The sequence below is a fragment of the Streptomyces apocyni genome, from assembly GCF_009739465.1.
Classification (GTDB): Bacteria; Actinomycetota; Actinomycetes; order Streptomycetales; family Streptomycetaceae; genus Streptomyces; species Streptomyces apocyni.
The window spans coordinates 44,203-70,538 of sequence record NZ_WHOM01000077.1 but is presented as its reverse complement, the minus strand read 5'-3'; the positions used below and the strand labels follow the sequence as shown (position 1 = coordinate 70,538).

The window sequence follows — 26,336 nt, the reverse complement described above, 5'->3', positions numbered from 1 at the left end:
CCCTGCGTCAGTACGAGGCCAGCGTCGACGTCCTGCAACATGAACCGCATGCGATCAGCCGGGAAGGCGGTGTCCAGCGGTACGTACACACCCCCCGCCAGCAGCACCCCAAGCGTTGCCACCACGGTCTCCAACGAGCGCTCCACGCACACGCCCACCGGAGTCTCAACACCAACCCCCCGCCCCTTCAGATACTCGGCAACCCGCCCAGCACGCACCACCAACTCCGCGTACGTCAGCGAATCTCCGCCGCACACCACCGCGACCTCATCCGGAGCCTCCACAGCACGACGCACCACGGCCTCATGCAGCGACGACACGGGGAACCGAGCACCCTCGCCCGCCCACAGCCCGAGCCGGGAAGACTCATCGTCGCCGAGCACCCGTACCTGCCCGTAAGAGGCGTCCGGATCAGCGACCATCGCCTCCAGCACCCGCACGTAGTAATCACGCACCAACGCCACCTGGTCCTCGACGAGTTCACCGAGGTGGTAGTCGAGGCACAACAGGAGACGAACGGAGTACGGGTTGCGGATGACACCGACGCTGAGCGGGAAGTTGGTGGGCTCGGAACGCATGGTGCTGAAGCTGTCGATCTTGCCGTCCATGATTTCCAGCCGACCCTTGCCGAACTCGTCGGTCAGGATGTGGAAATGGTTGTAGACGAACTGGGTCTCCAGGAAAGAGCCGACGCCGAGCTTGCGCTGGAGCACGCCGAGCGGGTAGCGCCGATGCGGGAGGATTTCCTGCTCGGTCTCAAACACCGCCCGCACCAGGTCCGACCAGCTGCCCTCAGGGAGCTTGAAGCGGAACGGCAGGGTGTTCAGGAACAACCCCCGCACCTCGGTGCTGCCGACCTCCTCCAGGCGACCGTTGGAAGACACCCCCGCCAGGACGTCCGTACTGCCGGTGACCAGGCTCATCACCCGTAGGTGCGCCGCCAGCAGCACCGACTTGAGCGGGACACCGCGCTTCTTGGCGAACGCCAGCAAGTCCTCGCACAGCTCTGTCGGCAGCAGTGTCTCGATCGAGCCGTGTTTCTCGGCCTCGTTGGACGCGCGCCACTCGTTCTCGCCCACGGCAGGAGTGAGCCGGGCGTCGTACTCGGCGGGCCAGCGCGGGAGCTTGCCCTCAGGCCGATCCTCGACGCGCTCCAGCCAGAACCTCTCGCTCTCCGTGGAGTGCAGCACAGCCTGCTCGGCCGCGATGAAATCACGGTAGGCGGACGCGGGCGACGGCTCCGCTTCAACGGATTCGCCCGCTAGCATCCGCTGGTACAGACCCGATATCTCGGCAAGGGTGGAGTGCAGGCTCCAGCCGTCGAAAATGGCGTGGTGCTCGGTCACCGTCCACTGGAAGGTGTCGTCGGTGAGATCATGGATGCCGACCCGGAGCAGCGGCGGACGCGCGTGGTCGAAGGTTTGCTGACGTTGCGCGAGTACGTACTCCGCTATCGCGGCCTCCTGCGCCGCTTCGTTCAGGTGGCGTACGTCGGCGACGAAGCAGGGCATCTCCGCTTCGGCGTGGACCAGTTGGAGGGGCACGCTGTAGGCGCTGAGTTCCAGTGCGGTCCGCAGGATGGGGTGACGACCCACGACAAGCGCGAGTGCCCGCTTGAAGGCGGCCTCATCGAACTGGCCGCTGACCCGCATACTATCCACGTTGTGGTACGGCTTGCGGTCGCGGTCCAGCTCCATCTCGTAGATCATGCCGACTTGGAGCTCGGCCATGGGATACGCGTCCTCCAGGCCCTCGGGCAACCGTGCCCTGTCCTCGGCCGACACCATGGAGAACGGCTCGCGTTGCCGACCCGGCACGGCGAGATCGCCGCTGGCATCGGCGGCCTCGGCCAGGCCTGCCAGGGTGGGCGTCCGGAAGAGGTCCTGAAGCTCGAAGGCCATCCCCAGGGCGCGGGCCTGTCCGAGGACTTGGATGCTGCGGATGGAGTCGCCGCCGAGGTCGAAGAAGTTGTCGTGGCGGCCGATCCGGTCCACGCCCAGGACCTGGCTCCAGATCCCGGCCAACCGTTCCTCCACACCCGGCCGGGCGGACTCGAACACCACTTCCAGGTCAGGCCGTTCGCCGGTGGGTGCGGGCAGGGCCCGGCGGTCGAGCTTGCCCTGCGGGGTCAGTGGCAGCTCGTCCAGGAGGACGAAGTTGCGGGGGATCATGTAGGCGGGCAGGCCGTCGGCGAGCGCGTCCCGTAGCCCGCTGGTGGAGGGTGTGGCGTCGTCGTCGGGGACGAGGTAGGCGACCAGGTCGGCTTGGTCTTCTCCGAGGTCGTCGCGGACGATGACGACGGCTTGGCGTATGCCGGGCTGTCGGCTCAGTGCGGCCTCGATCTCGCCCAGTTCGATCCGGAACCCGCGGACCTTGACCTGGCTGTCACCCCGGCCCAGGTACTCCAGGCCGCCGTCGGCCCTCCACCGCGCCAGGTCCCCGCTGCGGTACAGCCGCGCCCCGGGCTCACCGCCCAGATGATCCGGCACAAACCGCTCCGCGGTGAGCTCCGGCCGCCCGATATACCCGCGGGTCACCCCGGGACCCCCGACATACAGCTCTCCGACCACCCCGACCGGGGTCGGATCACCGAAGGGGTCCAGCACGTATACCCGCAGGTCCGGTAGCGCCTCACCGATCAGGGTGAATGCCCCGTCCAGCTGTTCCTCGGTGACTTCGGCGTAGGTGACGTGCACGGTCGTCTCCGTGATGCCGTACATGTTCACCAGCACCGGCTCGCGGTAGCCGTGCCGCTCACCCCAGCGCCGCACCGACGAACGATCCAACGCCTCGCCCGCGAACAACACCGCGCGCAAGGCGAGTTCGCTTCCTGCCGTAGCGTCGTCGGCCCGCTCGAACTGGCGGAACGCCGACGGCGTCTGGCTGAGCATGGTGACCCGCTCGTCGCGCACCAGGGCGTAGAACGCATCGGCATCGCGGCTGGTGATGTAGGGGACCACGACAAGGCGCCCGCCGCTCGTGAGGGCGCCCCACATCTCCATGACGGAGACGTCGAAGGCGAAGCTGTGGAACAGCGACCACACATCACCCTTGCCGAAGGGGAGCCGCGCACGGACCGCCTCAAACAGCCGGGTGACGTTGCCATGCGCCACGGTGGTGCCCTTGGGGCGGCCGGTGGACCCTGATGTGAAGATCACGTAGCACGCGTGATCAGCGCTGACCTCCACCGCGACCTCGTTCGCGACCCGCTCCAGCGTCAGGCCTTCCGCCCACAGATGACCATCACTGTCGAGGTCGACGACTTCCCACGGCCCGTCCGGCACCAACGCAACCGTCGACCCCTGCGTCAGTACGAGGCCAGCGTCGACGTCCTCCAACATGAACCGCATGCGATCAGCCGGGAAGGCGGTGTCCAGCGGTACGTACACACCCCCCGCCAGCAGCACCCCGAGAGTTGCCACCACGGTCTCCAGCGAGCGCTCCACACACACGCCCACCGGAGTCTCAACACCAACCCCCCGCCCCTTCAGATACTCGGCAACCCGCCCAGCACGCACCACCAACTCCGCATAGGTCAGCGAATCTCCGCCGCACACCACCGCGACCTCATCCGGAGCCTCCACAGCACGACGCACCACCGCCTCATGAATCGAGGAGACCGGGAAGCTCCCGCCCCGCCCCGCCCACGCGTCAACCAGGGAGCGCTCTGTCGCGTCCATCAGCCTCAGCCGACCGACAGGCGCGTCGGGCTCGGCGAGAATCTCGCCGAGCAGCACCCGCCAGTGGTCGACCAGGCTCCGGACCGTGGCGGCGTCGAAAAGGTCGGTCGCGTACTCGACTTGGAGGAGCAGGCCGTCGGGGCGCCGGTAGAGCGACCATGTGAGGTCGAACTTGGCCGTTCCCGTGGGGATCATGGAACGCTCGACGGCCACGCCCTCCCCGAAGGACGTCGACAACTCCTCTTCGTGGAACGCGAACAGCGTCTGGACCACCGGGTTGTGGCTCAGTGAGCGCTCGGGGTGCAGTTGTTTCACGGCGAGGTCGAAGGGGACCTTGCTGCGTGAGAGGGCGTTCAGTAGTGAGCGATGCGTGCGTCGCACCAGCTCGCGGAAGCTCGGGGCGTCGGAGAGGTCCGTGCGCAGGACCAGAGTGTCGACGAAGAAGCCCACGAGGTCGTTGAGCTGGGCCTGGTCGCGCCCTGCGGTCGGCGATCCGATGACGATGTCATCGCTGCCCGAGTGGCGGGCGGCCAGAACCTGGAACGCCGCGAGCAGCACCGTGTAGAGGCTGACGTTCTCGGCGGCCGCGAAGGCCTCCAGGTTGCCCAACGACACGTCGTCGAGCGGGAAGTCGGTGGTCTCGCCCCGATACGTCAGCTCCGCCGGGCGCGGCCGGTCCAGGCCGAGGTCCAGGAGGTCTGGAGCACCTGCCAGAGCGTCCTCCCACGCGCGCAACGCCCTTTCGGCGCGCGGACCTTCAAGCACCTCGCGCTGCCACAGCGCGTAGTCGGCGTACTGGACGGGCAGCGGCTCGGCGGCCTGGCCGCCCGCTCCACCTTCGTACGCCTCGCGCAGCTGACGCTCAAAGACGTCCAACGACCAGCCGTCACAGGCGATGTGGTGGAAGGTCAGCTGAAGCCAGTACTCGTCCTCGGCGAGCCGGTACAGAGCCATCCGCAGCATGGGGTCCTTCGCCAGGTCGAAGGGCGTGCGGGCATCGGCTTCGACAGCCTCCCGGGCGTGTGCGGTGCGCGCGCCGGTGGGCAACTGGGTGAGGTCCACGAACGCGCAGTGCGGTTCGCGGCTGTCCAGGAGGCGCTGTCGTGGCTCCCCGTGCTGGTCCTCCTCGAAGACGGTGTAGAGCGCGTCATGCCCGGAGGCGACCAGGGTGACCGCGGCGATCAGCCTGTCGGCGTCGAGCGGGCCGGTGAAGCGCAGCGTCACGGGTATGTTGTAGACAGCGTTGCTTCCGAGCCAGCGATCCAGGAACCACAGCCGCTGCTGTCCGTACGAGAGCGGTCCGCGTTCGTCCGGTCGTGCGGTCAGCTCTGCTCGGGGAGCAGGCCTCGCCACGTCGCGCACTCTCGGCGCCTCTTCAGCCTTGCGGATGCCGTCCATGATCACGCCCTTATCGCCGGTATCGCCGGTCTCTTCGGTTCGCTGTAGCCGACAGGGGAACCTGTCAGCCCACGCATCGGTCATGCCGTCCACGCCCCGCCCGGGCGGTGACCAGGCCGTTCCCGTTCATCGCGGCGAGCGGATGGACCTGAGTGCCAGTGGTGCGGCGGCCACCGCGCGGTCTTGCCGTCGTGGCATCGGCCGGGACCTGCGGTTCCCATTCCGCTTCTGCGTTGCTGACGGCCATACGGTCGCAGCGACCGCTTCCCGGATTCTTCCGACGCGCTACCCGGCCGTGGGAATCCCGCTGACCTGGGCTTGTTTCGGTGTCTTGAGGACGATCGGAAGGCTCTACTAGGCTGCGGGCAGCACAGCGCGTGGCGAAAACGATCTGGGCGGATTCCGCCCGGGGGCTCGGATTCACCATCAACGGGGGGCGTTATGCGTGAGTTCCGTGTGCTCGGGCCGATCGAGGTGCGGCGTGATGGCCAAGCCGTCCGGCTCAACGGGCGCAAGGCACGATCGCTCCTGGCGGCCTTCGTGCTCCGCGGTGACCACATCGTCCTCACCGACCGGCTGGTCGAGGTTCTCTGGGGTGAGTGCCCCCCGCCCACGGCGGTGGCCCAGGTACACAAGTACGTGTCGGGTCTGCGCAGCGCCCTGGGGCAGGACCGCATCGTGCGTCACGGCCATGGATACCGGCTGTGCCTGGAACAGGACCAGGTCGATCTGCTCATGTTCGACCGAGGCGTGGCGGCCGCCCGTGCCGCTCGCGCCAGCGGTCGGCAGGCCGAGGCCGCCCGCGAGCTTCGTGCCGCGCTCAGCCTGTGGCGCGGTGTGCCGCTCGCCGACACCACCGACGAACTACAGCGCGCCGAGGCACCCGCCCTGGAGGAGCGTCGGATCGGCGCCCTGCTGGAGATGATCGAGGCCGAACTCTCCCTGGGGCGCCATACGGAACTCGTCGGCGAGCTGGCAGGGCTGGTCACCGCCAATCCGCTGCACGAGCAGTTGCGCGGCCACCTCATGCTGGTGCTGTACCGCTGCGGCCGCGTAGCCGAAGCGCTCGCCGTCTACCACGAGGGCCGCACGCTCCTGGCGGAGGAACTCGGCATCGAACCGGGGACAGAGCTCCAGCGCCTGCACCAGGCGATTCTGGTCATGGACCCCGCCCTCCACGTCGACACCGGAACGACCGAAAGCGCGGAGAGCGTCACCCTCGCCAGGAGTGACGCGGACAGCGACGCCACTCCGCCCGCCCCCGCCCCCACCCCCGCCCGTCCCGTACCCGCTCAATTGCCGCCCTCCATCGCGGATTTCACCGGCCGGAGCGATGAGGTCGACCAGATCTGTACGGTCCTGAGGGCGGCCCACGAAGACGCGCCCGCCCTGGTGGCGATCGCCGGCAAGGGCGGGGTCGGAAAGACCACCCTCGCCGTGCACGCGGCCCGGCGCGTCGGCCCGGACTTCCCGGACGGCCAGCTGTATGTCAGGTTGCGCGACTCCCAGGCCCGGCCCGTGGAACCGAAGGTCGCTCTCCAGGGGTTTCTGCGTGCCATGGGCGTCGACGACCCGGTCATTCCCGACAGCCTCGACGAGTGCACCCGGCTGTTCCGCAGTCGCTCCGCCACCCGTCACATGCTCATCGTGCTCGACGACGCCACGGAGGAGGCGCAGATACGCCCGTTGCTGCCCAGCTCCCCGGACTGCGCCGTGCTCATCACCAGCAGGACGCGCCTGTGCGGCCTGGAAGCCGCCCACCACGTACACCTTGAGGTCTTCGACTCGTCCGATTCAGTGGAGCTCTTCAAGCGCATCGCGGGTTCCGACCTGCCCCGCGACGACCAGGCCACCACGCTCGAGATCACTCAGCTGTGCGGCCATCTCCCCCTGGCCGTACGGATCGCGGCCGCGCGCTTCGCCCAGCACTCCCGCGGTGATCTGGCGTGGTTCGCCCGGCGCCTGACCGACGAGCGCCGGCGTCTTGACATCCTCGTCGCCGGAGACCTCGAAGTCCGGGCCAATCTGGCGGTGAGCTACCAGAGTCTCGGGGTGCGCGAACGCCAGGCCTTCTGCCTGCTCGGTCTGGTCAACGCCGACGACTTCGCCGCCTGGGTCCTGGCCCCCCTGCTCGACACGACCGTCGACGAGGCTGAGGACATCGTGGAGGAGCTCGTCAATTCCCAGCTCCTCGACATCGTCGACAGCACCATCGGAGGCCACACCCGGTACCGATACCACGACCTCGTCCGGTTGTACGCGAGAGAACGCGCCGAGAGCGAGTGCCCCGAGCCGGAGCGCCGCGCGGCGTTCGGCCGCCTCCTCAGCTTCTGGGTACATCTCGCCGCGGAAGCCGGCCATCGGCTGTACGGAACGAGCCCGCATGGCTGGTCACCCCAGCTGTCGGCGGACTCGGGACACGCCAGCCCTGTCGCCCCCTGCGACGTCGACTGGATCCTGCGATCCCCTCGGGAGTGGTTCGAGGCGGAACGCCCCGCCCTGACGTCAGCCATCGTCGAGGCCAGCGCGCGGGGCTTTGGATCACTCGCCTGGGCTCTCGCCGACAGCATCACGGACCATCTCGAACTCTGCCATCGCTACGACGACTGGGAGACCACCCACACCCTGGCTCTGGACGCCTGCCGACAGGAGGGTGACACCGTCGGCGCTGGTGTGATGCTGATGCGTCTGGCCGGTCTGTACCTCATCCGTACGGACGCGGCCGCGAGCCTGCGCTCGGCCGAACGCGCCGAGGAGGTTCTGGAAGACGCCGGACACAAGGTCGTTATCGCCGACGCGCTGGTCGCCCAGGCGGCGGCCCTGCGGGTGCTGGGCGAACACGACCGGGCGCTGGAACGCGTGCGTCGCGCACTCGACATAGCCCGAGCCACCTCCAACCTCGTGGCAGAAGCACGGGGGACGCGTGAACTGGGCACCATCCACTACGAGCGGGCTCAGTGGGACATGTCGGCCCAGGCACTGCGCGAAGCCCTCACGCTGGGCCGCGAGGTGCACAACCAGCGTGAACAAGCCCTGGCCATGCGGTATCTGGCCGTGGTCCTGCGCCACCAGGAGGCCCTCGACGAAGCCCGCACCTACGCACAGGCGGCGCGTGCGACGTTCCAGGACCTCAACGACCAGCCCTATGTGGCGTTCACCAGCCTCACACTGGGGCTGACGCTGATTCAGCTGGACGACCCCTCGGCCCAGAGCTTCGTCGAGGAAGGTGTCGCCCTGCTCGAGGAAATGGACCTTGGATTCGGCACGGCTGAGGCGCTCTATGTGCGAGCCGCCCTGGACCTCGCCCACAACCGAGGCGACCGCGCCATCGAGCAACTCATCGAAGCGATCGGCATACTTGACACCCGGCCCGTGCACAACGTGCTGCTCTCTACCGTGGAGTTGCTCGGCCAGGCTCTGAAGGCCACCGATGATCCCGAGAGAGCCGCCACGGCACGGGGTGCCGTGACCACCCTCTCCCGGCTCGTCGGCGAGCTGCCCCCATCGGGCCTCCTGGCCTCGCTCACTCCGGGACCCGGAAGAAAAGCGGAAGGGGCAGAGCCTAAGGTCTCCCGCACGTCCCGGCCGCATCGCACGACAGGGGAAGACAGATGAAGAAGACCACCATTCACACGAACCCCCACACCAAGGCTCAGTCCCGAGGCAACGCCACGATCGGCATCATGCCCCCGAAGGCTGACGCGCCCGTGACCGGGAAATGACCACCGGCTCGTGAGGGAGGAGCGCACGCGTGCGCGTGATGTTGGTCAATATGCCGTGGGCCTCGCTCGACACACCGTCGCTCGCCCTCGGCATCCTGCACGCTGTCGTACGGCCGCATGTCGACGACGTGATAACCCTCTGCGCCAACGTGGACTTCTACGACTGGGCGGAGCAGACGGTGGATCTCACCGTCGACGACTACGAGTACTTCGCCCACCACGCGTACTTCGAGGGATTCGGCGACTGGGTCTTCTCCAGCGCCCTCTACGACGCTCCGGACTGGCGTACCCGTGAATTCCACGAGGAGATGGCGGCCGGAGTCACCGACCAACTGCGCAAGGCAAGCCTGCGCCTGCACGATCTGGCCCCCCGCTTCGTCGCCGAGCTGGCTGCCCGCATCGTCGAAGCCTCCCCTGATGTCGTAGGCTTCACCACCACGTTCCAGCAGAACACCGCCGCGCTGGCCACCGCCCGGCAGATCAAGCTGCTCGCGCCCGACACGGTGACCGTCTTCGGCGGAGCCAACTGCGATGGGCCGCAAGGCGAAGCCCTGCACCGGAACTTCCCCTTTGTCGATCACGTCGTGCGTGGAGAGGCAGAGGATGCCTTTCCGGCGCTGCTCGAGGGGCTGCGCGGACATGCCGACGTGGCGGAGATACCCGGACTGTGCTGGCGTACGGAAGCGGGTGAGCCTCGGGTGACCGGCATGTCGGCCGCCCCCCGGTCGGCAGACCGGATGGCCGAACCCGACTTCGACGCCTACTTCCATCGGATCGAGCGGTCGTCCGCACGCCCCTACATCGAACCGAAACTCGTACTCGAAGGCTCCCGTGGGTGCTGGTGGGGGGAGAAGCACCACTGCACCTTCTGCGGCCTCAACGGCTCGTCGATGCAGTTCCGGAGCAAGGAACCCGTCGACTTCCTGAACTCGATCGTCCACCAGTCACGCCGACACCAGGTCCTCGATATCCTGGTCGTCGACAACATCCTGGACATGCGCTACATCCACAGTCTGCTGCCGGAACTCGCTGGCCTGGGGTACGACTACCGCTTCCACTACGAGATCAAGTCGAACCTTCACCACCGTCAGTTGAAGACCATCGCCGAGGCCGGCCTCGTCCAGGTCCAGCCGGGGATCGAGAGCCTGAGCAGCCGGGTCCTGCACCTGATGAGGAAGGGCGTCACGGGCTGCCAGAACGTCCGGCATCTGCGCGACACTCAGTCAGCCGGTGTGTGGCCCGTCTGGAACTATCTCTACGGCTTTCCTGGCGAGACGGAAGCCGACTACACCTCCGTCATACGCCAGATGCCGGCCCTCCACCACCTCCCGCCTCCGGAGGCCGCCACCCGTATCGCCATCGAGCGGTTCAGCCCGTACTTCGACCGGCCCGAGCTGGGCTTCGCCGACCTTCGCCCGGCTGCCCACTACGCCCACATCTACGACCTGCCCGAGTCCGAACTGCACGACCTGGCCTATCTCTTCGAGGCTAAGCACGCGGGCGTCGACGGCGTCGTTGTCGAACGCCTGGCGGATGCCGTGGCCGAATGGCGTGCCGTGCACGCCTCATGCCGCCTCACGCACCACGATCTCGGCGACAGGATGGTGCTGACCAGCAGGCGGCCGCACTTCGACTGGACGGTCCGTACGATCGACGACCCGGTCGAGCTGGCCGCGTTCCATCTGCTGGGGAACCCGCGCAGCGTCGGTTCGCTCGCACGGCGCCTGACCGCCAGCCTCGGCACACCCGTCCCCGAGGCACACGTGCGACGCATCCTGGCGGACTGGCGCGAAGCCGGAATCGTCTTCGAAGACGCGGACCGGTTCGTCCATGTCGCGCCCCTGGCCGCCAACACCGAACTGAACCGCATCGAACCGTCGGCCCCGGACCTCACCCAGGAGTTCCGCCGCGCCGAGGCACCGGCAGCGAGGGACATGAGATGAGCAGCGCGCCCACCCCACTCGCGGTACGAGCCTGGCGTGACTACCAGGACGAAGTCCGCCGGCTGCCGGGGATGTTCCTCGGATCGGCGTCGGTGACCGGTGCCGTAGCGTCTACCGCCGAGGAGCTCTACGCGTCAGGCGCCCGCCGCATCGAACTGGTCGAAGCAGTCGACCTGTCATCAATCGGCGTACCCGAAGCGGTGGTCCGCACTCTCCGCCTACTCCAGGAGCTGACCGCGCGCGGGATCGTGGTGGACTGGCGCCTGCGTCTACGCCTGGGCGACGAGTCAACCGCGACAGCGCTCGGCCACCTTTACCCACCGCGTGAGATCGACGGCTGCGGGGATGCCGCTCGGCTGCGAGCCGACTGGGCCCGCACCTTTTTCCTCGGCAAGTGCTCGTACCGCCACGGCCCCGGATTCCTGGAGATCCGCGACCACCGCAGCGGCGTCCTGCAACGCATCGTCATCGACGAGCCGGAGTACCACGCCGCGATCTCCGAACTCACCGCGGACGCCCCTGCCCACCCGGCCTCCCCGGACGCCCTGACGGACAGCATCCTGGATGCCCTCGCCACAGAATCCCTCACCCTGAGCTTCGGCGGCCTCCACTGGTGGGCCCCCTGCCGCATCTACCGCTGGCCTCAGCCACCGTTCCACGTCTGACCCCGGCCAGCATCGTCGTGCACCACGATGGGTCCGGCGCGTGGTTCGGGGCCCTGCTGGCCTGGGACCGCCGACCGTGTGCCGGGGCCGTGGGCTGGGCTACGGTCGTGTCGTCCTCGTGTGGGGACCGCACCGCTCTCGCCTGGCCTCCAACAGCGGCCAGGCGAGAGCGGTCACGCTTGCTCCCCATCAATCTCGGCACGGGAGCGAGCCCTTCCGGATGGAAGGCCGACACCGGAGGTGTCATGCCTCCATTGACGGGGCTGGGCCGGGGGATTGCAAGGAAATCCGGGAACTTCTACCCGTAGGTGCGGTGGTTGTGCTTCCTCGTAGCGCAAGGGCCGTCTCGGTGCGCAGGCGCGCCGGGGGCGTGGTCTGTGACGCTCCCTGTTGCCATTGTTCCGTGAATCCATGATCACGTGGCGTAACAACTCCCGTACGGTTCAAGCTGGTTGCTCCCAGGGGAGCGGCATCGGCACCCGCGTTCTGGGGGGCTTCACGGCTTCCGGATGGGCCGTGGGGCATATGGCCGGCATCGAGGAGTTGTTGATGGGACTGAAGCAGATACTGATCATCATGGCGACGGTGTTCGCCTGGAGCCTGGTGATGGCGGCGATGGGGCAGACCGCCGCGATCGCCGCGCTGGCGCCCGTTCTCGGACTCGTGGTGCAGCAGCTCATCCGCGCCGCCCGTACCCAGACCGGGCCGACCTCGGGGCACCGCGCGGACGCCGGGCCCGACAAGGAGGGCAGCGCCCCGTGACGACTCCCAGCGAACCGCCTCCGTCCCCGGCCAGACCCGCACCCCTGAGACCTGGCCGCAAACTGGGGCCGATCGCGGACGGGGTGGGGACCGTCCACCGGGCCTGGCTTGAACCACTGCGGTACACCTACCTGAAGAGTGGGCTGACCCTCAGCGATCTCAGCGTCAGGGTCCCGCTCGCCAAGTCGAAGATCTCTGAGCTGCTGCGAGGAACCGGGCTCTATCCCCGGTGGGAGATCATCCTCAGTCTGTCCATCCAGCTGAAGATACCCGGCTGGCCCCTGTACCGGCTGTGGCGCCAAGCGGCACTCGAGGCCCAGAAGTCCAGCGACTGGATCGAACGATGCAGCGAGAAGTCGTCTTTGACGACGTCTCACACGCCGCCCCTCGATCACCGCGCGTTCCGTGAACTGGTGGAGAACGACTACCGCCTGTACGCGCAGGTCTTCCTCGATGACGACCAACGCGACACAGCCGTCTGCGACACCTTCGACATCCTCTGGCTCCGCTGGAACGAGGCACTTGCGAGCCCCGACACCCGACGGTTCGCCTGGCAGACCCTGCGCGCCACCGTCATGGCCCGTACCCCGCATATCGATGGCCGGCCCGAATTCGGAACGGCCGCCTTCGACACCATCGCGCTGCGGAACCTGGCCACCGAGGCCGAGCGCATGGACCAACTGGGGGAGAGCCTCCAGCTTTTCACCGTCATGAGCCGCCTGCCCGACCAGCAGCTCGACGTCCTGGTGTTGCGCCAGTTGTACGGGATCCGCCCCGAGGACGTTTCCGCTCTCCTAGGCGTCTCCGTGGCCACGGTCCGCTCCGGTGAGCGTCACGCCGCCCACTTCCTGGAGAGCGTCATCTGCCCGCCGCCCGAGACCGAAGGGGACACCGCATGAAACGCATCGAAGAAATCCTCTCCCGCGCCCGGCTGGTCCGTGACCGCACGGTGCCCCCGGACCGCATCCCGCCTGCCAGGACCACCATCACCTCCCGCGAACCGCTCCCAGCCGGCGACGCGCACGCTGCGGACAGCACCTGCACCACTGCCGCGGAAGATCTGCGGGCGCTGTGCGAAACGCTCGTGACCCACACCCTCGCCGACGACGTGGCCGAGTTCGTCACCGAGCAACTGCCCCAGCCCCGCAGCGCCATGATCCTCGCGTGCGTGCTGCAGCTCACCGACACCGACGACGGCGCCCGCTTCTGGTGGCAGTACGCCGCAGGCGGCGGCCAAGCCGCCGCCGCGTACTGCCTCTACCTCCACCACCTGGCCCTGGGCGAGAAAGACGCCGCCCACTGGTGGCATCAGCAGACCAACGACGTCCACACCCCAGCCGGCCCCGGCGACCAGCCAGCCCAGCCGACACCAGCGGCACAGCCCTGGCACCCAGCCGGCCACCAGGTCACCAACGCGTCCACCACTACCATGCTGCGCGTCCTGCGCCACCTCGCGAAGCGCACAGCCCGTCCCCCGTCCGCTGTCGTCAGCGAACTCATGGCCTACATCCCCACCGCCGTCGCAGCCGGCTACCTCCGCCAGCCCGAGATGGACCTGCCGATGCCCGGCCCCGACTTCGCCCACCGCATCAGCGCCCTCCTGGACGCGGCCGAAGACCGACCCGCCGCCCCCGGCACACGCCCCGCCCGCCAGCCGCTCCGCACCCGCACCCCCCTGCGACCACGCCCCACCGCATCAGCACAACCCGCGCCGATGGGAGAAAGCGCCACACGTTGACCACCCGCGCCCACCGCGCCCCCTCTTTTCCTGCCGTGGCCAGCGCCATCCACGAGTCGTCACAAAGGGGACGGCTGGTATCAGCGGCTGCGTGATGCTTTCCTCGCCACGATGGCCGATCTCGGCGTGGACGCGGGCATGGCGCCGGCTGACTTCCTGGCGGCGATGGACGGCTACCGCGGCCGTGACCCTCAGCTGGCGATCGTTGTCTCGGCGGTCAAGGCGACGGTGAAGGGCGGTCTGGGCAAGCTGCGCGAGCGGCCGCGTGGCGAGGGCTGGCGCCCGTGTGAGCCGTGGCGGGCGCTGTCCCGCCCGACGTGGCGGCCGGACATCCGCGCGGCCGTCATCTCCCGCACCCGGATCAACCTCCACCGCAAGATTGTCAAGCATGCGGCGTTCACGGGGCAGTACCCGGTCGCGGTCCTGTCCGACTGCGTCGTCTACGCGGCAGGCGGCACCGGCCCGCTGGACCTTCTGCCCTACCGGGAGGGCAAGCCGCTGCCCGGCGGGTTCAAGCTCGGCATCAACCCGGGCCTGGTCAAGCACGAGGGCACCCAGAGCGTGCTGTGGGGCGAAGAGGTCCGCGAGCGGTTCAACGCGCCGGAGCTCAACCTCGCCCGGTACATCAAGGACGGCACCGTCACCGACGTCGACAACGGGGAGTAGTGGGCGATGAGCGTGTTCGGGGACGGCCTGGACGCCGCGGTGCAGAAGGCGTTCACTCGCCCGGCGCCCAAGAGCGCGGGCGCGCAGATGCGGTACTTGGTCAAGCAGCTCAAGGGCACCAAGGCGGTCGCCCAGATGCTGCGGATCTCCCAGCGCACCGTAGAGCGGTACGTGAAGGACCAGATCAAAAAGCCCCGCCCGGACCTTGCCGCCCGCTTGGAGGCCGAAGTGAAGAAGCGGTGGCAGCCGCAGATCCGTGCCAAGGCGCGTCAGAAGGCGGCGACCACCGGCGGCATCGTCATCGACACCCGCGCCCGGATCGGCTACACCGCGCCGATCGGGACGACGGACGAGGACCGCCTCCGACACCTCACGGTCGCTCTGCCGCCGCAGCACGCCGCCCGCCTCTTCGACGCCCAGGAGCACGGCGCCACGGACCAGCAGCTCCAGCAGATCGCCGCCGAAGCACTCAAGGAGGTGTACTTCCAGGACAACGGCCGCCGCGCCGGCCAGCTGGAGGAGGTCCACCTCACCAGCATTGAGCACCTCGAGTTCGACCTGTAGATCTCGAACAGCCGCGAGCCCCGTCGACCGCATCATGCTCGGCACCGGCCTGGCCTGCCTGCCGACGCTTGAGTATGGGGCGTGGCGGGGCCACACAGTCGGCCCCGTGCGCGGCGAAGGTGTTGTCGCGCCCGTCACTCCGGCAACTGCGGGCTGCCCTCGGCGCCGTGCGGCATCTCACCCGCGCTCTCTGACGATGCCGATTGGTCCTCGGGGCGTTCGGGTTGGGGCCGCGGCCACTGGTTTGGGCTGACGCGGTGGGCCAGTGCGGGCCAGTCGGCGATGCTCTACTTGGCCAGGGAGCGCATCCCGGGGTGCCTGTCGAGCTGTGCGGTCAGGACCGCGCCCGAGGGCAGGCCGGCCTCGGTGAGGAGCCGGAGCGTGATGACGGCCTTGGTCAGATGCAGCGCGCCCGCGAGCGCCCCGGGATCTTCGTGGACTCCGTCGGGGGCGGTGAAGCCGTGGCTCAGTGCGTTGCGGATGCGGGCTGTCACATAGGCCCACGGTTTGACTGTGCCGTTGAAGAGCCACTGGCATACCTCGGGCCCGAGTTCTTCGGCCAGGGCCAGGAGGCGCTTTTCCAGCGTGATGCCCATGAATACCGTGACTGCGTCACGTACGTCGCGGCGCTGGGCAGCGTTGAAGCCTCCCGCGTCATCGAGCGCCCTGCGCACGCGTTCCGCGAAAGGATGCTCCGCCAGTTCCTCGTGAAGAGCGCGATGGAGTGTCTCGGCTGCGTTGACGACGTCCAGGAGCTGCAGTTGCAGGGACCCGGGCCGTCGGTGGGGCTCTACTGCGTCCAGCGGAACGGAGCAGCGGCGGGCCAGCTCCAGCCACGCTGGGATGAACGATGGCATGCCGTCCAGGGAAGGGGACAGCGGCAGCGGGGCGTGCATCGTCGGCGCAGGTTCTTCGGGTTCCTCGCCGTCGTGAGGGTCGACTTCGAGGAAGCGCGGCGGCCCGCCTTGAGTGAGGGGATCGTCCGGCACGAGGCGCAGGTTGAACACGCTGACCGGCTCGTCGACCCCGATGGCGACCAGGGCCCGCAGGGGGCCTGCGATTTCCTTCTCCACCTCGTCCAGGGTGAAGCCTGAACGTCTGTCGGCGCTGACCTCCACGTGTTCCTGCAGGGATTTCACCCGGCGGCCGAAGCGGCGGCTGTCCCGGACACCGATGCGGATCGCTCCGTCGTCCAGGGGGATGGTCACGTCGTCGGGCGCTGCGTAGGGTCCGGAACGCGCCTGCGGGCCGCGCAGCCCGCTCAAAGGCCACGAGGCCGGCAGGCCGGTGAGCTCGAACGCCACTGCACGAAAGCGGGTCGACTCGGTGATCTCACCCCTGCGGACCAGCTGCTCGACGCGCCAGGTCATGGTCCACTGATCGCTGGCGCTGTGGGTTGCGCTGGGGTCCGGTCCCTGCACGTCAGACTGCAGGAAGCACTGCAGCAGGGTGTACGGGACGCCCTGACAGGATCCCCAGATGATGTGGGGTGGGACAAGGTGAAGGCCGTCCCAGCCGCCCGAGTTCACCATCAGGGTGCCGATGAGGCTCAGGCGCCATCCGTCCGCGGTGCGGGTCAGCGAACCCGGCACCCGCAGATCTGGCGCATCCGGAGTCCACCATGCGCCATGATGCTCTCCACCCACGTGTCCCCCTTTAAAGATCTATTCGCGCAGGACACGTCTACCTTCCCACTGGGGCAGGCGTATCGCCGCATGCACAGGCGGAAGGCCCTGCCCGCTGTGACGGAAACCGGAGGTGCTGAGGCGGCCTGGCGGACCAGAATCCCATCCCTCTGCATCCCGCGCGTATTCGGCCGGCACCCGAGTGCCACGGCGTATCGCGCGTTCAGTACACGCGCATCAACGCCGTATACGGGCTCATGCTGGTGGTGTCGGTGCTCAATTCTTCGATCTGCAGATGACCCGGCAGCGGACGCCAGCCAGGGCGTCTCGGTGGGCGTCCTCTACCGCCGAGAGCACGAAGCCCCGGGCCACGACTCGCGGGGTCACTTCATACGTCGGTGTGTCCAGCCAGTGCAACGAGCCGTGGTGTCACGCCCATTCCACGCCCAGTTCCTTCCGGCTATGCCCATTCGATGCCCAACTCCCGCAGTGCGTACAGCTGGTCCTGGGTGAGCTTGTCGCGTCTCGTCTTGGTGCGATCTCTCGGCTTGGGGTCAGTAATGGTGAGAGTCGGTGGTGCTGGTCTGGTGTTGTTTTGTGTTGGCGCTGGTCAGTGGGGTGTTGGGGCGAGGTCGGCACTGTCATGAGGTGAGAGGCCGTGGGTGGGTGTTGCTGTCGTGGGGCTTTATCCCATGGCAGCTGATGCTGTCTCAGTTTCGTGAGTTCTGATGCGATGCGGTGGGCCGGGCCGGTGTGATCGTGGGGTGGATCAGGGTGTAGGGGCCGGTCGGGGGGCTGGGCTGCCGAGGGCGTTGGTGGTGCGTCGTTTGCTGGAGCGGCAGCAGGCGGGGGAGTTGTCGACGCGGCATGTGCGTGCGGTCGCAGAGGTGGTGGGTGTTTCGGAGCGTACGGTGTGGCGCTGGCTGGGGCAGGCGAAGGCGACGGGGCGTGTGGAGACGCCGGTCCGGCAGGGGTACGCGGTGTCGGACGAGGTGTGGGAGCTGCTTGGCGAGGTGGGAGGGAATGTCGCTGAGCTGAGGCGTCGGCTGGTCGATGCTGGTGGCGGGGTTTCGGTGCCGTCGGCGTCGACGTTGCATCGGGTGATCCGCAGGGACCGTCGGGCGGGGCGGGCTTTGCTGACTGGGCGGGAGCCTGAGGTTGCCGGGTCGCGTTGGCCGGATCCCCTCAGCGAGCTGGGCCTGGACTGTGACGGAGCAGTGATCTTCAGGGCGCTGGACTGCTTTGGTCTGGTGTTTCGTCTTTGGAGTGGGACTCGGGACGGCTGAAGTGGTTGCGTTCGGGCGTGATGGGCGTGGACTGGGTGTGCGTTCGGTTTGGTTGTTCGGGCGCTTGGCCTGCGGTTCAGTAGTTGTGTGGGATTGATCTTGGCTTTCTCGTAGGTGTGGTGGCGCGTCTATAGGCGGGCTGCGCTCTCGGGGGGTTTGGGGTTCCGGATGATGCTGGTCAGTGGCGTGTGTGGGTGAGGAAGACCCGGAGGGGATCGTTCGCGTTGCTGGCCAGGCGGGGCAGTCCGAGTCGGTCGGCGATGAGGTTGAGGGCTTTGCCGGTGTCGCGGTGTGGCCGGTTCGGGAGGGCGGCGAGTGCACGGGCGAGGGCAACGGTTTCCGGGTAGATCACCAGGTCGCGGGTCAGCAGGGCGGGGGAGGCACTGCCCGTGGTGGCCAGGTGGGGGTTGGCCGCGCAGAGCCGGGTCAGGCGGGTGTGCCAGCGATGGGTGAGGTGTTGCTGGTGGTCGTACCAGCGGGTGGTGATGGCGCGCGCTGTGGCCCAGGCGGTGTTGGCACGCGGGTGCCGCAGGAGGCGCTGGTGGGCGTAGATTACGGCGGCGAATTCTGACACGGCCCCTGTGCGGATAGGGGAGGTGAGTCGTGGGCCGGGGGCGGCTTGCTGATGCCGTGGGCACACCAGCCGGTGCGGCGCCGGTTGAATTGCTGAGTCTCACTTTGATGTCCGGCGAAGTTCTCAGCTCGACGTCATATGTTCCGCTGTTGCTGCAGCCCTTGTCACGTGCTCATTTGCTGATCCTCGGCAGAATCAAGGGCGGCAGCCGGTGAGAAGTTGATGTGACGTCAGATGGGAAACTGCAGGACATTGAAGTGAGAATGCCGATAGTTAACCCTACTTGACCTGCAGGTTCTTCCAGCTGGGCGGAATTCGGCTAAGTGCTGTCTCGTAATCCCACGAGGCTGAGGGTCATGCCGTGTCCGGATCGGCGCCGATGGCGCCGGCCGAGCGAAGCGAACGCCCGAGGTCTCCGGTGAGGATGCGGGGGTGGCGCCGCCACCACCACAGGTCGGGGCCGGGCAGCCTGTGGAACTGATCGAGTGCTTGGCCGTCGTCGTCGATGGTCGCGGCCTTGTATTGGGCGTCCAGGGCTTTGATCCGCGGGGTCCAGAGCTGGACGACGTGTTCGTCCAGCAGGAGCCACGCTTCGTGCAGCCAGTTTCGGCAGTAGAGGTCGTTGGTGTACTCGTAGATGTCGTCGCCGTAGCCGCGCTCGATGACGCTCACCAGGGCAGCCCACGCGTTCACCCTTTGGGTGACCGTGAATGTCGTCCGCCAGCCGCGCTGGTGCAACAGCTCTCCCACCTCGGTTTCAGTAGCCACGGGCGTGAGGCTCTCATGCCGAATCCGTCCGGGCGACCGAGATGTGTCCCGTCAGAGGCTGGCGTGCCCCGCAGCATGATCAAGATGAGACGATCTCGCCGTGGCTGGTGTGATCACGGCGTCGGAGCCGTCCTGGATAGCCCCGTTCAGCGGGCTGAGCGCGAGGCAGTTCGGGAAGCTGGTGACCGTTCTGCGGCGCCAGGGTGCGGACGCCGCCCGCAAGGGCCGGCCGTGGCGCCCTTCTCTGGAGGACCGGGCCCTGCTGTGGCCTACTGGCGCACGAACCTGACCATGCGGCAACTCGCCCCGCTGTTCGGGGTGTCCAAGTCGGCGGCGGACCGCATCATTGACCACCTCGGGCCGATGCTCGCGCTTCAGCCCCGCAAGAGGTTCGCCAGGGACACCGTGCTCATCGTGGACGGCACCCTGGTCCCCACCCGCGACCACACCATTGCCGAGCGGTCGAAGAACTACCGGTACTCCACCAACCACCAGGTCGTCATCGACGCCGACACCCGCCTGGTCGTCGTGGTCGGCCGGCCGCTCGCCGGGAACCGCAACGACTGCAAGGCATGGGAGGAGTCCGGCGCCAAGGCCGTCGTCGGCAAGACTATGACGATCGCCGACGGCGGCTACCCGGGCACCGGACTCGTCATCCCGCACCGCCGCGAGCGCGGCCAGGCCGGACTCCCGGACTGGAAAGAGGAACACAACAAGTCCCACGAGCAGGTCCGAGCCCGCGTCGAGCACGCCTTCGCCCGCATGAAGACATGGAAGATCCTCCGCGACTGCCGCCTCAAAGGCGACGGCGTCCATCACGCCATGCTCGGCTCGCCCGGATGCACAGCCTCGCCCTCGCCGGATAAGCGAGCGGGCCGCACAGCGGCCAACCATGCCCGAGGCAACCCGAAGATCATTTACGGGACAGCACTTCGATGCCGGTCTGCCTCTTCTGCGCTGAGTCAACCCTGCGCGTGCGGGGCGGAGATGCCACTGAGACCACAGGCCTGATGCCGCCGTGAGTCATCCCTGCGCGTGCGGGGCGGAGTATACGGGCAGAACCTGCGGCTCCCGGGTGAGCAGGAGTCATCCCTGCCTGTGCTGGGCGGAGTACGCCTCCTGATCCGGCGGACGCGGCTCGGTCGAATCATCCCAGCGTGTGCGGGGTGGGCCGTGTGCGTCATCGGTGACGTGAAGTAAGTCTAGTGTACTGGTCGTTACGTGATCGATTGGTGCAGGTAAGCGCGAATGCGGCTGAAGGGGACTGTGGGTGGGGGTGGTTGAGGATGCGCGGTATCGACCTCGGGGCGTGGGCGGAGTTTGAGTCAGCGACTTGGACGTCGTATCCGCTGCTGTTCCGGATGCTGGATGACGCGGCGGATGCAGCGGTGCTGTGGGACAGGATCTTGAGCTCGTCGCAGCGTGCGGTGATCGGCGAAGGCCTGGGTGTGGGCGAGGAGCAGTCGCGGTCGCTGACGGTGTCACTGGCGGGCTTGCGGGAGCTGGGCAAGCTGGTGCCGGGCTTCCAACAGCGTGAGCGTGGCGCGTGGGAGCGGCTGGGCGAGGATCGCGTGGCCGGGGCGGGCCGTATCTCGCCGGTACCGGTGGAGGTAGACCCGTACTCGATGCACGTGGTGTTCGGTGTGCGAGATAGGCGATCAGGCGCCTGGACCAGTGCAGTGACGTAGTCCTTGAGTTCCTCGCCCGCCCCTCGATATGTCCGGCAGGGGCACAGCCTTGGTGGGGGGCTACGGTTCACGCGCCTTCGAAGCCGCCGAAGTCCGTCGCCCACCGCATGCGGTCCAGGGACAGTTCGGCACGGGCAGCTGCCTCTCCGGCCTGGTCCCCGAGCTGGTGGAAAAGGTCGGCAGCTGCCCTGAAGGAATCCAGCATCCCTGCCCGATCCTCCCCGTTCTTCTGCGCCAGGCCCCGCAGGCTCAGTGTCGTCGCCTGGCCGGCCTGGTCCCCCAGGTCCATGAAGACGGTCAGTGCCGAAGCATGGGCCTGCAGTGCCTCCTGTGCCTGTCCCTGGGCCAAGAGGGCCGCCCCCAGACCGTTCAGCGCGTTTGCAGTGCCCGGTGCGTCGCCCACGTCGCTGTAGCAGTCGCGGGCGCGCTCCAGCGCTGGCCGTGCCTCGTCCGGCCGCCTGCTGGTGTTGAGGGTGAGCCCTGCGTTGAGCCAGGAACCTGCCTCAGCGTGGACGTCTCCGAGCTCGCCGTAGAGTGCGGCTGCGGCCCGATGCGCGACGACCGCCTTCGCCGGCTCCCGCATCTCCCGATGGCACGAACCCGCATTGTTGAGTACCTGGGCGTCGCCGTACCGGTCGCCTGCTTCGGCGAACAGTGTCCGGGCTCGCTCGTACGTCGCGAGCGCCTGGTGGAACTCGCGGATGCGACATTGGGCGAGCCCCAGGTTGTTGAGGGCTTGAGCCCGGCCGCGAATGTCGCCCGTTTCCTTGTACATGCCGGCCGCCTCCCGGTGCTCACGTAGCGCCAGGGAGGCCTGGTGCGACTGCTGGTGGCACAGCCCGAGGTTGTTGAGCGCCTGCGCCTGACCGTGCAGGTCGTCCGCCTGCCTGAACAGTTCCAGAGCGCGCTCATGGTTTGCCACTGCCTGAGAGACGTCGCCCGCCTGACGTAGGGCGAGGCCGGTGAAATTGAGGGCCTGGGCCTCTTGGAGTACCGCGCCGCAGGCGCGGAACGCTGACGCTGCCTGCGTGCCCGTCGTGATCCAGTCGTCGTAGTGACGCCCCCGATCGAAGAAAGCGCCCAGAGCCAAGGCCAGGTATCCGTACGCCGCACTGTCCTGCGGCGCGCTGAGTGACGCCGCGACCAGATTCGCCCTTTCCGTCTCCAGCCAGGCCATCGCCTGCCGTCGGTCCGCGAAGCCCGCGGTCGGAGGGACGAGCTGCTGGGGCAACTGGGCGACGGCGGCGCGGGTCGTGCGCAGGTAGTGGCCTAGCAGGCGCTCGCGGGCGGCATCCCTCCCGTCCGCGGCCGCACACGCGATCCCGTGCTCCTCAGCGTGCAGTCGCAGCAGATCGTGCATGCGCCAGCGGCCCCACACCGTGGAAGGCTCCGCAAGGTGCGCCCGCACCAGATCCTGCAGGGCGCGCTCCGCATCGTGGGCGTCGGTGGCGTCCAACAGGCTCATGGCCGCTGCGGTGGAGAGCTCCGGGCCGGGATTGAGCGACAGCAACCGGAACAGCTTCGCCTGCTCCGCGGTGAGCGCGCGGTAGGAGAGTTCGAAGGCGGCGGTGACGGTCTGGTCCGCATGGCTCAACCGTTCGAGCCTGGTCCGTGCGTCCTGTAGGGCCGCGGCCAGAGCAGAAAGCGGGCGACGCGCGGTGTCGACGAGCAGCCCCGAGACGATGTGAAGCGCCAGCGGCAGCCCACCGCACAGCTCGGTCATCGCGCGGGCCGCGTCGATCTCGTCATCGACCCGGGTGTCCTCGTCCCCACATGCCTGGCGCAGTGTTGCCCGGAGCAGCTCGAGTGAGGCGGCGGCTGTCAGGGAGCCGAGCTCGTGTACACGGGCGCCGATGGCCAAAGTGGTGCGTGAGGTCACCAGGACGGGGGTGGCTCCATCACCCGGCAGCAGCGGCCGGACCTGCGACTCGTTGCTGGCGTTGTCGAGAACCAGCAGGGTCCGCAGCCCGCCCGCGGTCCGTTGCGCCAGGAGCATACGCAGAAGGGCGGATCGTGCTGCGACGCCAGGGGGAACGGCCTCACCGACGACGCCCAAGGCCCTGAGAAAGGTGTCCAGGACATCGGTGGCGACGGCCTGCTGCGCAGCCACCGGGTCGTAGCCGTTCAGGTCGGCATACAGCACGCCACCGGGACACCAGCCGGGTGCGGCCAGCGCCCGGCCTGCGACCTGGAGGACCAGTTCGGTCTTGCCCACGCCGCCCATGCCGACGACCATCTGGACCCGTGCTGCCTGACGTTCGTCCTTGGCAGAGGGGGTGAGCGGCGCTAGAAGCGTACGCACCTCCTCCTCGCGGCCGACGAACGTCTCGGCGGTCCGGGGCAGAGCCGCCAGGGCCCGAAGGGACGCGAAGGCATCTGGTTCGGGGTCAGCTTCGGGGTCCTCGACGCATGCCGTCGGGCCACGGGAGGCGTTCCGGGTGCTGAAGGCCTTCGCTGCCGTACGGCGCAGCGTGAGGAGCTCGCCGACGGGTAGCCTCAGCTCGCGGGCCAGCGCGGCCACGGTGTGCTCCAAGGGCAGCGGACCCTCGGGGTCGAGCGCCGAGTGGAGAGTCGTGCGCGATATGCCGGCCAGATCGGCCAGCTGCTTCTTGCTCGACAGCGCGGAGGAGGCCTGGGCGTTGGCCAGCCGGTCGGCCAGCCTCCGGCGGAACACCCCGTAGTCACCGGCGTCTGGACCTCCCTCTTCTGGCGTCTCAGGCATCGTTCCCCCGCGTTGTCACGTGTTCGGCCGTGTCCATTCTCGTCCGGGTGAACCCCGCTGAACACTGATTCCGGGAGCTTAGATCACGTCAACACCCCGCCATCACAGGGAGATTGTCGTGGATCTCGTTGTCGTTCTGCTGGTCACCGTGCTCGTGGTGATCGTCGCGCTGCTGGCCGGGGCCGGTGCAGGCAAGCTCGCCCGCCTGGACGGCGCCACCTACCCTGCCGCCCTCACCCGGGCCGCCGTGGCCTTTACTGCGGTGCTCACCCTCGCCGCCGCCGTGACCGCCGCCTACGCGGCCCTCGCCGCCCTGGTCGCTTGAACGGACCCGCACCTCGGGACGAGCGGCCGCGGGCCTTCCAGCCCGGTGTGGGGGTCGGGCACCGTGCTGCAGGGTCGGCGCGCCTCCGCCGGTACGCTCGGTGAGCTTGCGTGGGACTGCGTGCCCATTGTTGGCAATCGTCCCTGCGTGTGCGGGGCGGAGCGCCGAGCTCATGTGTGGCTGGGCAGCAACTGAGTGTCATCCCTGCGCGTGCGGGGCGGAGAGGGCGAAAAGGGGCCCTGGTTCCGCCGCCTGGGTGTCATCCCTGCGCGTGCGGGGCGGAGACTTGCTGAGCTGGGACGCTATCAGAGCCCCCCGCAGTTTTGCCTGTCCGCAAGACTGGTTTGCGTGGTTGATTTTGGTCATGGCGGGTGAGATCGGTGCGCTAGCGGATTGGCCCTGGCCGCCGGGGGAGTGGCGTTGTGGCCCATCAGGACGGGCTGATGGCGCTCGTTGAGATTCAGAAAGCGCCATCAGCGTATCCGGTTACCCAGCACAGCAGGCCCGCCATCGTCGCCCAGTTCGCCTCCACCGACTGCCGGGCCTGCCCGTCAAGGACGCACTGCACCTCCTCCCGGAGGGGCAGTCGGATACTCACCCTGCGGCCGAAAGAGCTGCACGAGATCCAGACTGCCGCCCGCGCCGAGCAGAAGACCCGGACCTGGCGGGACAAGTACGAACTGCGCGCCGGGGTCGAGAGCACGATCAACCAGGCCCTGGACATGACCGGAATCCGCCGCGCCTGCTACCGAAGACTGGCCAAGGTCCGCCTCCAGCACCTCTTCTCCGCCACCGCCCTGAACGTCATCCGCCTCGACGACGACTACTGGAGCACCACCCCGCTCAGCAGACCCCGGACCAGCAGACTCGAACACCTTGCCTACATACTCACAGCCTGACCGGCGACCGCTCGGAATTGGGCAACGGAGTCGTGCCGTTCCACCCGCTGGCGCCGGTCCGTGCTCGGCACCCGCTCGTCGATCGCGGCGACCACCTCCGGTGTGGGCGAGGGACTGCCGTGCGGTCAGCCGGCCCACCGGGCTCGCGGCGGAGAGCTCGGGCAGGTACGTGCCGATCGGGGCATCGAGGTCGAGGCGCCCGTCGGCTGCAGCAGTTGCACGGCCAGCGCGGTCACCGGCTTGGTCAAGGAGGCGATGGGAAACGCGGTGTCCGCAGTGATCGGCAGGCCGCTCCCGGCTACCCGCTCACCTGCCTCGACGACGGTCAGCCGCCCCGAGTAGCGCACGGCGAGCTGCGCGCCCGGCACCCGGTGCGTGCGCGCCAGCTCGGCGAGACGGGCGGTCAGGAACTCGTCGCTGATGGCCGGGCCCGTGGTGTCGGTCGCCGCCGTGTTCCCGGGGACGACCGCTTCGGGCGCACGCTGTGGGGCGCAGCTGGCTCGGCCACCGGTGGCTGCCCGGACACGGGTGCGTCCGCGGTGGCCGCGGTACGCACGGCCACCGCCGCCAGGCGTTCGATGGTCGGGTGCGAGAACAGGTCCCTCGGCACGATGGACCACCCGGCGCGCCGGGCGCGGTAGGCCACTTGGACACAGAGCACCGAGCCCCCGCCCAGCTCGAAGAAGTCGCCGTCCCGTTCCGGCCCGCCGACTGGCGCGACCACTACGGTCCGGCCTGGGACCGGCTGGATGCCGCCCGCCGCCGCTACGACCCGGATGGCATCCTGGTACCGGGCTAGGGCATCTTCCCCTGACGCAGGCCGTACCCGTCCCGGGAGGCCGTCGGTCGACTGCGGCTCCGCAGATACGTTCCGATACGCCCCCGTCCAGGGGAGCCCTGGAGTCGGAGGTCAGCGCAGAAGCCCGACCAGGGGCAGAGGTGCGCCACAGAGGTCGGCGATGCGCGTGCTGGCCTTCCGCAGTGCGAGGCTGGTCGTGGTGTGCGAGTCGGATATCCCGTCGAGTTTCTCGGCGTCCGCGGAGAGATCCTCCGGTCCTTCATATCTGTCGGCCAGGTCGGCGAGCGTACCCGCCTTACGGAACACCGCATTGTCGATGACCCGGAACTGCCGCAGTTCGCTGCCCAGCTCCTCGTAGCCCCGGCAGACGTCGGCCCTCGTTGCCGGCTCCTTGTCGATGAGGCAGCCGTCCACGAACGAGTAGATCAGGAAGCCCGCTCCGGCACAGAGCGACAACCGACGTAATAGTGCCATCGCATAACTCCTTCGTCATGAGTGGATACCGTCCCCAG

At 68.3% G+C, this 26,336-nt stretch carries 19 protein-coding genes and 2 pseudogenes; 13 read left to right on the top strand and 8 right to left on the bottom strand.

Annotation, left to right across the window (positions count from 1 at the left end; genetic code table 11):
* On the bottom strand, window positions 1-5,078 hold a 5,078-nt coding region (locus GCN81_RS28515), incomplete at its 3' end, for a non-ribosomal peptide synthetase (RefSeq protein WP_197287819.1).
* Between the two features lie 441 nt (window positions 5,079-5,519).
* On the opposite strand from GCN81_RS28515, the gene GCN81_RS28510 reads away from it, so the two are divergent.
* The 8 genes and pseudogenes from GCN81_RS28510 to tpg all read left to right on the top strand — a co-directional run bounded on the left by GCN81_RS28510 (window position 5,520) and on the right by tpg (window position 15,138).
* A complete protein-coding gene (locus tag GCN81_RS28510) occupies window positions 5,520-8,693 on the top strand; it encodes an AfsR/SARP family transcriptional regulator (RefSeq protein ID WP_156727434.1) in 3,174 nt (1,057 codons plus the stop codon).
* Between the two features lie 145 nt (window positions 8,694-8,838).
* Window positions 8,839-10,743 (top strand): RiPP maturation radical SAM C-methyltransferase, encoded by a 1,905-nt coding sequence (locus GCN81_RS28505; protein WP_231627043.1) that lies wholly within the window; start codon window positions 8,839-8,841, stop codon window positions 10,741-10,743.
* The gene (locus GCN81_RS28500; RefSeq protein ID WP_156727432.1) at window positions 10,740-11,408 is read left to right on the top strand and encodes a DUF5825 family protein; all 669 of its coding nucleotides are present in this window, start codon (window positions 10,740-10,742) and stop codon (window positions 11,406-11,408) included. The genes GCN81_RS28505 and GCN81_RS28500 overlap by 4 nt, the downstream gene beginning before the upstream one ends.
* A 411-nt stretch (window positions 11,409-11,819) precedes the next feature.
* A complete protein-coding gene (locus GCN81_RS32615; protein WP_231627041.1) occupies window positions 11,820-12,170 on the top strand; it encodes a hypothetical protein in 351 nt (116 codons plus the stop codon).
* The gene (locus tag GCN81_RS28490; protein WP_156727431.1) at window positions 12,167-13,069 is read left to right on the top strand and encodes a sigma factor-like helix-turn-helix DNA-binding protein; all 903 of its coding nucleotides are present in this window, start codon (window positions 12,167-12,169) and stop codon (window positions 13,067-13,069) included. The genes GCN81_RS32615 and GCN81_RS28490 overlap by 4 nt, the downstream gene beginning before the upstream one ends.
* Entirely contained in the window at window positions 13,066-13,908 is an 843-nt protein-coding gene (locus tag GCN81_RS28485; protein ID WP_197287818.1) for a hypothetical protein, read from the top strand. The genes GCN81_RS28490 and GCN81_RS28485 overlap by 4 nt, the downstream gene beginning before the upstream one ends.
* 69 nt (window positions 13,909-13,977) lie before the next feature.
* Window positions 13,978-14,574: pseudogene (locus GCN81_RS28480) on the top strand (telomere-associated protein Tap); the annotation flags it as partial.
* Between the two features lie 6 nt (window positions 14,575-14,580).
* Window positions 14,581-15,138: a telomere-protecting terminal protein Tpg gene (gene tpg, locus GCN81_RS28475; protein ID WP_156727430.1), complete on the top strand. Its 558-nt coding sequence runs from the start codon at window positions 14,581-14,583 to the stop codon at window positions 15,136-15,138.
* A 287-nt stretch (window positions 15,139-15,425) separates the two neighbouring features.
* Here tpg and GCN81_RS28470 read toward each other — a convergent pair whose 3' ends face one another.
* The 3 genes from GCN81_RS28470 to GCN81_RS28460 all read right to left on the bottom strand — a co-directional run bounded on the left by GCN81_RS28470 (window position 15,426) and on the right by GCN81_RS28460 (window position 19,391).
* Window positions 15,426-16,784 (bottom strand): ApeA N-terminal domain 1-containing protein, encoded by a 1,359-nt coding sequence (locus GCN81_RS28470; protein WP_156727429.1) that lies wholly within the window; start codon window positions 16,782-16,784, stop codon window positions 15,426-15,428.
* Window positions 16,785-18,227: 1,443 nt separating this feature from the next.
* The gene (locus GCN81_RS32060) at window positions 18,228-18,623 is read right to left on the bottom strand and encodes a hypothetical protein (protein ID WP_197287817.1); all 396 of its coding nucleotides are present in this window, start codon (window positions 18,621-18,623) and stop codon (window positions 18,228-18,230) included.
* Between the two features lie 354 nt (window positions 18,624-18,977).
* Window positions 18,978-19,391, bottom strand: a complete 414-nt coding sequence (locus GCN81_RS28460) for a hypothetical protein (RefSeq protein ID WP_156724781.1) — start codon at window positions 19,389-19,391, stop codon at window positions 18,978-18,980.
* 100 nt (window positions 19,392-19,491) lie between these two features.
* Between GCN81_RS28460 and GCN81_RS28455 the strand changes: the two are divergent.
* Together GCN81_RS28455 and GCN81_RS28450 are read left to right on the top strand one after the other, a co-directional pair.
* Window positions 19,492-20,257, top strand: a pseudogene (locus GCN81_RS28455) (transposase).
* A gap of 420 nt (window positions 20,258-20,677) precedes the next feature.
* Window positions 20,678-21,079: an HD domain-containing protein gene (locus GCN81_RS28450; protein WP_156724780.1), complete on the top strand. Its 402-nt coding sequence runs from the start codon at window positions 20,678-20,680 to the stop codon at window positions 21,077-21,079.
* Between the two features lie 67 nt (window positions 21,080-21,146).
* Here GCN81_RS28450 and GCN81_RS28445 read toward each other — a convergent pair whose 3' ends face one another.
* Window positions 21,147-23,801: a tetratricopeptide repeat protein gene (locus GCN81_RS28445; RefSeq protein ID WP_156724779.1), complete on the bottom strand. Its 2,655-nt coding sequence runs from the start codon at window positions 23,799-23,801 to the stop codon at window positions 21,147-21,149.
* A gap of 118 nt (window positions 23,802-23,919) precedes the next feature.
* Between GCN81_RS28445 and GCN81_RS28440 the strand changes: the two genes are divergently transcribed.
* Window positions 23,920-24,126: a hypothetical protein gene (locus tag GCN81_RS28440; RefSeq protein WP_156724778.1), complete on the top strand. Its 207-nt coding sequence runs from the start codon at window positions 23,920-23,922 to the stop codon at window positions 24,124-24,126.
* A gap of 443 nt (window positions 24,127-24,569) precedes the next feature.
* Entirely contained in the window at window positions 24,570-25,025 is a 456-nt protein-coding gene (locus GCN81_RS28435) for a transposase (protein WP_156724777.1), read from the top strand.
* Window positions 25,026-25,150: 125 nt separating this feature from the next.
* On the opposite strand, the gene GCN81_RS32055 is transcribed toward GCN81_RS28435, so the two are convergent.
* Both GCN81_RS32055 and GCN81_RS33040 read right to left on the bottom strand, forming a co-directional pair.
* Window positions 25,151-25,372 (bottom strand): beta-lactamase family protein, encoded by a 222-nt coding sequence (locus GCN81_RS32055; protein WP_231626709.1) that lies wholly within the window; start codon window positions 25,370-25,372, stop codon window positions 25,151-25,153.
* A 56-nt stretch (window positions 25,373-25,428) separates the two neighbouring features.
* On the bottom strand, window positions 25,429-25,671 hold the full coding sequence (locus tag GCN81_RS33040; protein ID WP_407697963.1) for a hypothetical protein: 243 nt from the start codon (window positions 25,669-25,671) through the stop codon (window positions 25,429-25,431).
* Here GCN81_RS33040 and GCN81_RS32605 point away from each other — a divergent pair, their 5' ends adjacent.
* Window positions 25,672-25,824, top strand: coding sequence for a hypothetical protein (locus GCN81_RS32605; RefSeq protein WP_231626694.1), 153 nt, complete (start codon window positions 25,672-25,674; stop codon window positions 25,822-25,824). It abuts the gene before it with no gap.
* Window positions 25,825-25,935: 111 nt separating this feature from the next.
* On the opposite strand, the gene GCN81_RS28420 is transcribed toward GCN81_RS32605, so the two are convergent.
* Entirely contained in the window at window positions 25,936-26,298 is a 363-nt protein-coding gene (locus GCN81_RS28420) for a molybdenum ABC transporter substrate-binding protein (protein ID WP_156724775.1), read from the bottom strand.
* Window positions 26,299-26,336: the final 38 nt, after the last annotated feature.